The 8,912-nt window shown below is 68.7% G+C and carries 10 protein-coding genes and 1 pseudogene; 6 read left to right on the top strand and 5 right to left on the bottom strand.

Going from position 1 to position 8,912, the window contains the following annotated elements:
* Positions 1-310: pseudogene (locus ACFR9S_RS05970) on the bottom strand (hypothetical protein); the annotation flags it as partial.
* Here ACFR9S_RS05970 and ACFR9S_RS05965 point away from each other — a divergent pair.
* On the top strand, positions 304-2,106 hold the full coding sequence (locus ACFR9S_RS05965; RefSeq protein ID WP_379731221.1) for a S9 family peptidase: 1,803 nt from the start codon (positions 304-306) through the stop codon (positions 2,104-2,106). The pseudogene ACFR9S_RS05970 and the gene ACFR9S_RS05965 sit on opposite strands and share 7 nt — an antisense overlap.
* Before the next feature lie 65 nt (positions 2,107-2,171).
* A complete protein-coding gene (locus ACFR9S_RS05960) occupies positions 2,172-2,867 on the top strand; it encodes a DUF4013 domain-containing protein (RefSeq protein ID WP_379731222.1) in 696 nt (231 codons plus the stop codon).
* Positions 2,868-2,881: 14 nt separating this feature from the next.
* On the opposite strand, the gene ACFR9S_RS05955 is transcribed toward ACFR9S_RS05960, so the two are convergent.
* Positions 2,882-3,346: an RDD family protein gene (locus ACFR9S_RS05955; protein ID WP_379731223.1), complete on the bottom strand. Its 465-nt coding sequence runs from the start codon at positions 3,344-3,346 to the stop codon at positions 2,882-2,884.
* 48 nt (positions 3,347-3,394) lie between these two features.
* Positions 3,395-4,789 (bottom strand): permease, encoded by a 1,395-nt coding sequence (locus tag ACFR9S_RS05950; protein ID WP_379818267.1) that lies wholly within the window; start codon positions 4,787-4,789, stop codon positions 3,395-3,397.
* Between the two features lie 228 nt (positions 4,790-5,017).
* Between ACFR9S_RS05950 and ACFR9S_RS05945 the strand changes: the two genes are divergently transcribed.
* Entirely contained in the window at positions 5,018-5,422 is a 405-nt protein-coding gene (locus ACFR9S_RS05945) for an SHOCT domain-containing protein (protein ID WP_379818266.1), read from the top strand.
* A 6-nt stretch (positions 5,423-5,428) separates the two neighbouring features.
* On the top strand, positions 5,429-6,034 hold the full coding sequence (locus ACFR9S_RS05940; protein WP_379731226.1) for a hypothetical protein: 606 nt from the start codon (positions 5,429-5,431) through the stop codon (positions 6,032-6,034).
* A 24-nt stretch (positions 6,035-6,058) separates the two neighbouring features.
* On the opposite strand, the gene ACFR9S_RS05935 is transcribed toward ACFR9S_RS05940, so the two are convergent.
* Positions 6,059-6,208, bottom strand: a complete 150-nt coding sequence (locus tag ACFR9S_RS05935; RefSeq protein WP_379731227.1) for a rubrerythrin-like domain-containing protein — start codon at positions 6,206-6,208, stop codon at positions 6,059-6,061.
* A gap of 150 nt (positions 6,209-6,358) precedes the next feature.
* Between ACFR9S_RS05935 and ACFR9S_RS05930 the strand changes: the two genes are divergently transcribed.
* Together ACFR9S_RS05930 and meaB are read left to right on the top strand one after the other, a co-directional pair.
* A complete protein-coding gene (locus ACFR9S_RS05930) occupies positions 6,359-6,775 on the top strand; it encodes a cobalamin B12-binding domain-containing protein (RefSeq protein ID WP_379731228.1) in 417 nt (138 codons plus the stop codon).
* The gene (gene meaB, locus ACFR9S_RS05925) at positions 6,772-7,845 is read left to right on the top strand and encodes a methylmalonyl Co-A mutase-associated GTPase MeaB (protein ID WP_379731229.1); all 1,074 of its coding nucleotides are present in this window, start codon (positions 6,772-6,774) and stop codon (positions 7,843-7,845) included. The genes ACFR9S_RS05930 and meaB overlap by 4 nt, the downstream gene beginning before the upstream one ends.
* Positions 7,846-8,347: 502 nt before the next feature.
* Here meaB and ACFR9S_RS05920 read toward each other — a convergent pair.
* On the bottom strand, positions 8,348-8,912 hold a 565-nt coding region (locus ACFR9S_RS05920), incomplete at its 5' end, for a competence/damage-inducible protein A (RefSeq protein ID WP_379818265.1).

The following is an 8,912-nucleotide window of genomic DNA, read 5'->3' as shown; positions in this document are numbered from 1 at the left end:
TCTCGGCGCGCTGGCGTCCCGGCCCGCCGACGCGGCGCTCGCTCCGGTCGGGGTCGGGGATGTACCGCTCGCCCAGCGCGAACACGAGCGCGACGACGACGGAGGCGGCGACGCCGAGCAGCAGGCCGGAGACGAGCCACGACGGCAGCCCGGTGGAGACGGCGGGGAGCACGCCCCAGCGTTGGGTCGGCAGCCCCTTCAACGACTCGCTGGCGGCCGCTCTCGGGCGGTCACCGCCGGCGAACCCCCACTGGCCGACCGCGACCCGAACTCCCTTGGCCCCGCCCCGCGAACCGGTGAGCCGTGACAACGTACGACATCGAGCGGTACCTCAACGTCCGGAGCGCCTACGGCGGTTCGTTCGGTCCCGACGGCGAGTCGCTGGCGTTCCTGATGGACACCACCGGCACCGCGCAGGTCTGGACCGTCGACGGCCCCGGCGAGTGGCCCGTTCAGCGAACGTTCTACGACGACCGCGTCACCTTCGTCGACTACTCCCCCGAGCGCGAGGAGCTCGCGTTCGGGAAGGATCAGGGCGGCAACGAGCGCGCCCAACTGTACACCCTCGACACCGCGACCGGCGAGATCACCAACCGAACCCAGCGCCCCGACGCGAAACACCGTTGGGGCGGCTGGGACGGCGACGGGGAACGGTTCGCGTTCGCCTCCAACCGCCGCGACCACACGGTGTTCGACATCTACGTGCAGGACCGCGACGGCGTGGGTGACGACGCCGAACTGGTCCACGAGGGCGACGGCTGGCTCAGCCTCTCGGGCTGGTCGCCCGACGGCGACCGGCTGCTCGTCCACGAGGCCCACTCGAGTTTCGACCACGACGTGCACGTCCTCGACGTGAGCGACGGCGGTATCAGCCACGTCACGCCCCACGAGGGCCGTGCGCGGTTCAGCAGCGTCGAGTGGGGACCCGACGGCGACTCGCTGTACATGGTCACCGACCACGACTCCGACACGCTCCGGCTCGAACGGCTGGACCTCTCGGAAGGGGAGTTCTCGGTCGTCGAGGACGGGGGCGAGTGGAACGTCGACGGCGTCTCGATCCACGAGGAGAGCCGCCGGGTCGTCTACACCCGGAACGTCGACGGCTACACCGACCTCTCGGTGGGTGAACTGGTCGATCCCGACCGGATCGACCCCGCGGAGACGGCGTCGTTCCCGGAGGGCGTCGTCGCGGGCCTCGACTGGGGACCGGACGGCGAGGAGTACGCGGTCACCGTCACCGCCAGCACCGACAACACGAACGTCCACGTCGCCGACGCGCGCACCGGCGAGCGCGACCGCTGGACGAACGCCGCCACCGCGGGCATCCCCCGGGAGACGTTCGTCGAACCCCAGCTCGTCCACGTGCCCAGCTTCGACGGCCGGGAGATCCCCGGCTTCTTCTCGGTGCCGGAGGACGCCGAGGGCGAACTGCCCGTCATCGTCGACATTCACGGCGGCCCGGAGAGCCAGCGCCGGCCGTCGTTCCGGGCGGTGAAGCAGTACTTCCTCAACAACGGCTACGCGGTGTTCGAGCCGAACGTCCGCGGCTCCTCGGGCTACGGGAAGGAGTACGCCAGCCTCGACGACGTGCGTAACCGCATGGACTCGGTGAAGGACCTGAAAGCCGGCGTCGAGTGGCTGCAGGACCACCCCGACGCGGACGCGGATCGGATCGTCGCCTACGGCGGCTCCTACGGTGGCTTCATGGTGCTCTCGGCGCTGACTGAGTACCCCGACCTCTGGGCGGCGGGCGTCGACGTTGTGGGGATCGCGAACTTCGTCACGTTCCTCGAGAACACCAGCGACTGGCGGCGGTCGCTGCGGGAGGCGGAGTACGGCAGCTTAGACGAGGATCGGGAGTTCCTGCAGGAGATCTCGCCGACCAACAACATCGAGAACATCGACGCACCGCTGTTCGTGCTCCACGGCGAGAACGACCCGCGGGTGCCCGTCAGCGAGGCCGAACAGATCGTGGAGGACGCCCGCGAGCAGGGCGTCCCGGTGCGGAAGCTACTCTTCCCCGACGAGGGCCACGGCTTCTCGAAGCTGGAGAACCGCATCGAGGCGTACTCGGCGGTGGTGGAGTTCCTCGACGAGCACGTCTGAGCCGGCCAGCACCCCGACCTCTCGGGGAAACTGTTAAGTCATAGTCGCGAGGTGTCCACCCGTACATGCTCGAAGAAGGGCTTTCGTACCCGTTCAACGGGGACAACGCGCTCGGTCGCATCGTCATCGGCGGACTGCTCGGTTTCGGCAGTATCCTGATCATCCCCGCGTTCGCGCTCATGGGGTATCTGGTCTGGGTGCTCGGTGGCGCCGCCCGCGGGGAGGAGGAGCCGCCGGCGTTCGAGAACTGGGGCGAGATGATCGTCGACGGCCTGAAGGCGACGGCCGTGTCGATCGTCTACGGGATCGTCCCGTTCGTCCTGATGTTCGCGAGCATCTTCGTCGCCGGAAGCGGGAGCGCAACGGGGAGTGAGACGGCGACGGGGGTTCTCGGCGGGATCGGCGTTCTCGGTCTCCTCGTGAGTCTGCTCGCGATGTTCCTGCTCTACTACCTGATCCCCGCGGCGCTGACCAACATGGCGCTGGAGGGGAACTTCGGCGCGGCGTTCGACCTGGGGACGATCAAGCAGGCGATCCTCTCGGTCGACTACCTGATCGCGTGGCTGATCCCGTTCCTGCTCGCCGCGCTGGTCAACGTCGTCGTGTTCGTGCTCGCGATTACGGTCGTGGGACTGGTCGTCGTGCCGTTCATCCAGTTCTACGTGCAGGTCGCGGCGTTCTACATGTTCGGCGCGGCGTTCGGCAAGGTCGTCGACGTCTCCGGCACCGTGGGCGGGACGGAGACCGCCGCCTCGGCGTGACCGGGTAGCCGCGCTCACTTCGCTTCTACGACGATCGTCCCCGCCGCCAGATCCCCGACCCGCTGCCCCCGCTCGGTGAGGACGATCAGCACCGCACCGAGCAGGAAAAACGCCGGTAGCGCGTCGACGACCCGGAGCACGTTCCGGGCGAGCGCGTCGCCGTAGCCGATCGGGTCGCCCTCCTCGTCCACGACCACGAGGCCCACCGCACGCTTGCCGAGCGTCTGGCCGTACGCGCCCTCCGTGTAGACGAAGTACGCCAGCCCGGCGACGACGGTGAACGACTGCAGGACGGCCACGACGGTTCCGACCGCGAGCGTGCCGGTCGGGTCGGCGACCACCACGAACGCGAGCGCGGCGACGAGTCCGGAGAGCATCCCGAACACGGCGCCGATCAGCAGCGCGTCGAGGAGGAAGGCGCCGACGCGCTGGCCGAACGTCTTGGACTCGGTGCCGAGTCGCGGCGCGGGGCGGTCCATGGGGACCCGGTCGGCTGGCGGGACCTTCACCGTTGTGACCCACCCGAGTCAGTGGTCGTGATCGTGACCCCCGGCGTCGACCTCCGGGCCGTGGTGGGCGTACTCCTCGGGCGCCGCCTCGAACGCCTCCCTGCACGTCTTCGAGCAGAAGTAGTACGTGTCGCCGTCGTGGGTCGCGCTCGGGACGTCGTCGTCGACGCGCATCCCGCAGACGGGGTCGCGGTACTGGCCGGGCGCGCCGAGGCCGCGGCGGACCGCGACGGCGAGGAAGCCGACGAGGCCGAACGCGATCAGGTTCAGGCCGAGCGTGTAGTCCACCTCGAAGTAGGACTTCTCGGTCGCGGTCGTCCCGCTCGCGAGGTTCGGGACGATCCCGAGCGCGTCGAACAGAAGCTCCATCAGGAACCCCGTGAACGCCATCGTGACGAAAAACACCGCGAGGATATACAGCATCACTTTCCAGCCGTAGTACTTCCGGTAGACGTTCAGCACGGGCACCGTGATCAGGTCGGCGTAGACGAACGCGATCACGCCCGCGAAGCTGATCCCGCCGCCCCAGAGCGCGACCGCGAACGGGACGTTCCCCATGCTGCCGACGAAGCTGAGCACCGCGATCGCGACGCCCATCACCGCGTTCTCGGCGGTGGCGAACAGCCCGTCGCCCCCGAGGAACAGCGCGTTCCACACCGACTGCGGGACGAACACGATCACGAACCCCGAGATCAGGAAGCCGGCGATCACGTCGGTCCAGATCATCGACCACTCCTTGCGGAACTGGTTGGCCACCTTGTACCAGCCCCCCCACGACCGGAGCTCCTCGCGCCAACCGCCGGCGCCGGCGGTCCGCTGCCTGTACGTCTCCAGACAGCCCTCGGAGCAGAACTGCAGCGTCTCCCCGCCGTCGGTGGTGAGGGTGTGCTCCGGGCTGCCCTCCATGCCGCAGGTGGGGTCCTCGTCGACGCCCGCCGCGCTGTCGCGCTCGTTCAGGCGCTCGCGGACCTCGTCGAAGTGGCTCTCGGGGAGCGTGAGGTGGACCAGCAGCGCCATCACCGCGATCAGCACCAGCCCGCCGAGCAGTTCGGCCGCGAGGAACTCCCAGCCGAGCAGGATCAGGATCATCAGGCCGAGTTCGACGATCAGGTTCGTGGACGCGAACATGAACGCGAGCACGTTCACGACCGCCGCGCCCTTCTTGAACAGCCCCTTCGCGATCGCGACGGCGCCGAAGCTGCAGCCGCTGCTGATCGCGCCGAACACCGTCGCCCTCGTCAGCCCGTTCAGGTCGCCCTCGCCCAGCACGTCGGCCATCCGTTCCTTCGAGACGAACGTCTGGACGAGGCTGGTGACGGTCAGCCCCATGATGATCGCCCACGCTGCCGTCCAGAGGAACCCCACGCCGATCCGGAGCGACTCGAGCACGCCCTCGACGATGGTCGGAGGCATGGGTGAACGATCGGCCGCCTCGTCTATTGCGGTTTCCCTTAGCGAACAACGCACCGACACGGGGGCGGACAGGGCGGCCGTCCGCCGTAGATCGCTGCTCCGCGTCCCGATTCGCTTTCGGTGACGAACTGACGCGGTCTCCTACCCTCGAATCGAAAGGAACCCTGGCCGCCGAACGGCGGTTTCCTAAGAACAAACGTGGTAAATCAGTGTCCCGTACGATCACATATGTCCTCGAACACCGACGGCCAACGGCTCGGGCTGCTGCTGCTCGTCGCCCTCGGCGTCCTCGTCCTGTTCCCCGTGCTGTTCACGGGGTTCGGGATGATGGGCGTCGGCGGGATGATGGGCGTCGGCGGGATGATGGGCGTCGGCGGGATGATGGGCGGAACGTGGGGCCACATGTGGGACGGCGGCGGCGCGATGGGCTGGTTCCCGCTCGTGGGGCTGGTGATGCAGCTGCTGTTCCTGCTCGTCGTGGTCGGCGGCGCCTTCCTCGGCGTCCGTGCCGTCGCCGGCGACGGGCGCGACCCCGCGATCGAGGAGCTACGCTCGGCGTACGCCCGCGGCGACCTAAGCGAGGAGGAGTACGAGCGGCGGCGCGAGGCGCTGGAGCGCGACGAGGAGGGGTGATCCGCCGTGGCGAGTCGCCGTCCGCTCCTGCCGTGGCTCGATCGGTACACGACCCTCGGCCTGTACGGCCTCGTGGCGGGCACCGCCCTCTGTCTGCTCGCGCTGTTCACCAACGCCGTCCCGGATCCGTCGTTCCCGTGGGTGACGCTGCCGTCGTCGCTCCGCCTCCCGGTTCGACAGCCCCGTATCGAACACTGGCCGGTGAGCTACACGCTGGGGATCTGGCTGTGGGTGTGCTGCTTCCCGGCGCTCTTTTTCGCGGGCTACCGGCGCTTCCCCGACAGCCTCACCCCGACGTGGTGGCTCGTCGGGCTGCCGACGGCGGCGATGCTGGGGCTGACGACGTACTGTCGGTTCTTCTGGCCGAAGCTCTCCCCGCCGACGTGGAACGCGCCCTCCTACACGCTCGTCTGCTGGCTCTACTGCTCCTCCTACGAGCCGCTCTGGAGCAACGCGGCGTACGCGGTCGCCGGGCTTGGCGTCGTCGCCACCGCCGTCGCCGTCCGTCGCTGGCGTGCGGACACACTCGCGCTCGCGGCGTTCGGCGTGCTGGCGTTCCCGCTGGGACTCCCCTCGCTGTTCGCGGCGTACCGCCGACGGGCGACGCGCTGACCGCGGCCGACGGCCGTCCCCCGTTCACTCCGCGCGGGGTTTGGTGATGTTCTTGACGGGACCGCCACACTCCGGACAGCTGGTCAGCCTGTCGGCGCTGGCGTGATGACCGAGACAATCCGAACATTCGTACAGTTTTTCTCCGCTCCGATACTCGTACGACGAGATTTTCATTGGTACATGTTACCAATGATCGCTATCGGACTTCAATCCTTCGGCGGTGTGAGACGCCGTCGGACCGGCGGTCGCGCTCCCCGTCCCGACCGATCGGGCGGCTCTGCCGACCCGTTAGAGTGAAACCGCCGCCGGGCGAAGCTCCCCGTCATGAGCGCAGATCAGGAGCAACGAACCATCCGCTGTCTCGTCGCCAAAGTCGGGCTGGACGGCCACGACCGCGGCGCCCACGTGATCGCGCGGGCGTTCCGCGACGCCGGTTTCGAGGTCATCTACTCCGGCCTCCACCGCGCGCCCGAGGAGATCGTTCAGGCGGCGGTGCAGGAGGACGTCGACGTGCTCGGGATTTCGATCCTCTCGGGCGCCCACAACACGCTGGTCCCCAAGGTGATCGAGGGGCTGAAGGAGTACGACGCGTTCGACGACACGCTCGTGCTCGTCGGCGGGATCATCCCCGACGAGGACAAGGAGAAACTGCTGGAGATGGGCGTCGCGGAGGTGTTCGGTCCCGGCACGCCGATGGAGGAGACCGTCGAGTTCGTCGAGGAGCACGCGCCCGAGCGATGAACGCGGCCGCAGAGACCGAGCTGGTCGAGGAGCTGCTCGACGGCAAGCACCGCGCGCTGGCCCGCGTGATCTCGAAAGTCGAGGACCGCGCGCCGGGCTACCGCGACATCGTCTCACAGCTCCACGAGCACACCGGCCACGCCGACGTGATCGGCGTCACCGGCTCCCCCGGGGCGGGGAAGTCGACGCTGGTGGACAAGCTCGCGGCGCACTACCGCGACCGCGGGGAGACCGTCGGCGTGATCGCGGTCGACCCCTCCTCGCCGTACACCGGCGGCGCGGTGCTCGGCGACCGCATCCGGATGGCGAGCAACGTCGGCGACATGGACGTGTTCTTCCGCTCGATGTCCGCCCGCGGCACGCTCGGCGGGCTCTCGACGGCCACCTCCGACGCAATCAAGGCGCTCGACGCGTTCGGCAAGGACCGCATCATCGTCGAGACCGTCGGCGCCGGACAGAACGAGGTCGACATCGTCCGCACCGCCGACACCGTGGTCGTACTGGTCCAGCCCGGCTCGGGCGACGACGTACAGATGCTCAAGGCGGGCATCCTCGAGATCGGCGACATCTTCGTCGTCAACAAGGCCGACATGGACGGGGCGAGCCGCACCGTCGCGGATCTGGAGGAGATGCTCCACATGGAGCGCGATCCGACCGCGAAGCTGAACACCGGCGGCTTCGAGAAGCCCGACCACCCCGACGAGGACGACCTGACCGTCGGCGGGGGCGACGCGGACGAGCCTGAGGAGGATGTCTGGGAGCCGATGGTGCTCGAGACGGTCGCGAAGTCCGGCGAGGGCGTCGAGGAGCTGATCGGGACGCTCGACGACCACTCGGCGTGGCTCGACGACACCGGCCGCCGGGAAGCGAAGGCCAAGCAGCGCTACGCGGCCGAGATCCGGCAGCTCCTCCGGGCCGACGTGGCGGACCTGATCGACGACGAACTCGACCGACGCGGCGGCGTCGAGGCGATGGCCGAACGCGTGGTCGATCGCGAGACGGATCCCTACACGGTCGCCGACGACGTGCTCGGCCCGATCGAGGACTGTGTCGACGGGCAGCGGGAGTAGGAAGTAAGTCGACGGTTTCGTTGGAGTTCGTGAGACGAGTCGGATTTTGCTTCGGTGGGTCTTTCGACAGCAATAACGTCTCGATCTTTGGCAACTGAGACAGCGACAGCAACTCGTTCGTAGCCCACTTGCGACCGCAGTGCGCCGGGCATGAAGCCCGGCGCAGCGCCGAGTCCCCACCCCTCCCCCCGCGGCCGCCGACCGCTGGCGGCCGCGAGGCGTCCACCGCGACCGTACCGCTGTGGCGGTCGGCGCGAAGCAGGAGCGCCCCTCGTGGGCGCGACTAGCGCGAGGGACGAACGAGCGAACGGACGTGAGCGAGTGAGTCGGCTGGGGAGGTCTGTGGACTGTGCGGGGCGGTGCGGTCACAAGTGGTCATGCTCACTCCGCGTTCGTGTTTGCGGTCGAAACAGCGAACACGTACCGACGACGAGCGCGGTGTCAGTCATGGGTAGAACTGTGACGCCGTCGCAAAAACACGCGCTCCGCGGCAGTCGAGGGATTACTCCGGGGTCGACACGCGCTCGCGGAGCCACTCGATCCCCTCGGCGACGGTGTCGGGATCGCTCCCGGTGACTTTCAGGCGGTTCGTCCCTTCGCTGGAGGGGTAGCTGCCGACAACGAGGTCGAACCGCTCGCGGAACTCGGCGAGCGTGTCGGTCAGCGAGCCTTCCGGCGCGGTCGTCGCGAGCGTCTCGCTCACCGCGTCGCCGCCGAACTCCTCGGCCACGAGGTCGAACATCGCCTCGAACTCCGCGGGCGGGCCGGGGAACACGTAGACGTTCTCGATGGCGGCGCCCGGGCAGAGCCCAACGGGGTTGAGCAGGGGTCGCGCACCGGCGGGGGTCGCCCCCCACGCCGCGAGATCGAGTTCGACCGTCTCGGAGTCGAGTTCGTCGGGATCCACCCCCTCGTAGTCGGCCATGTACTCGATCAGGTCCGCTCGGACCTCGTCTTCGAGCACCAGTTCGCGACCGAACGCGTCGGCGACGGCGTCCATCGTCACGTCGTCGTGCGTCGGGCCGAGCCCGCCGGTGACGATCACGGCGCCGTACTCGGCGTGGTAC

It is taken from the genome of Halolamina salina (genome assembly GCF_042678005.1).
In the GTDB taxonomy this organism is placed as follows: domain Archaea; phylum Halobacteriota; class Halobacteria; order Halobacteriales; family Haloferacaceae; genus Halolamina; species Halolamina salina.
The sequence above is the reverse complement of the archived record's forward strand: the minus strand, read 5'-3'. Positions and strand labels throughout refer to the sequence as shown.

What these genes read in the sequence shown, in the direction of transcription:
- ACFR9S_RS05960 (WP_379731222.1), top strand. Translation starts at nt 2,172, where the DNA reads ATGCTCGAAGAAGGGCTTTCGTACCCGTTCAACGGGGACAACGCGCTC.
- ACFR9S_RS05955 (WP_379731223.1), bottom strand. Translation starts at nt 3,346, where the DNA reads ATGGACCGCCCCGCGCCGCGACTCGGCACCGAGTCCAAGACGTTCGGC.
- ACFR9S_RS05950 (WP_379818267.1), bottom strand. Translation starts at nt 4,789, where the DNA reads ATGCCTCCGACCATCGTCGAGGGCGTGCTCGAGTCGCTCCGGATCGGC.
- ACFR9S_RS05945 (WP_379818266.1), top strand. Translation starts at nt 5,018, where the DNA reads ATGTCCTCGAACACCGACGGCCAACGGCTCGGGCTGCTGCTGCTCGTC.
- ACFR9S_RS05935 (WP_379731227.1), bottom strand. Translation starts at nt 6,208, where the DNA reads ATGAAAATCTCGTCGTACGAGTATCGGAGCGGAGAAAAACTGTACGAA.
- ACFR9S_RS05930 (WP_379731228.1), top strand. Translation starts at nt 6,359, where the DNA reads ATGAGCGCAGATCAGGAGCAACGAACCATCCGCTGTCTCGTCGCCAAA.
- meaB (WP_379731229.1), top strand. Translation starts at nt 6,772, where the DNA reads ATGAACGCGGCCGCAGAGACCGAGCTGGTCGAGGAGCTGCTCGACGGC.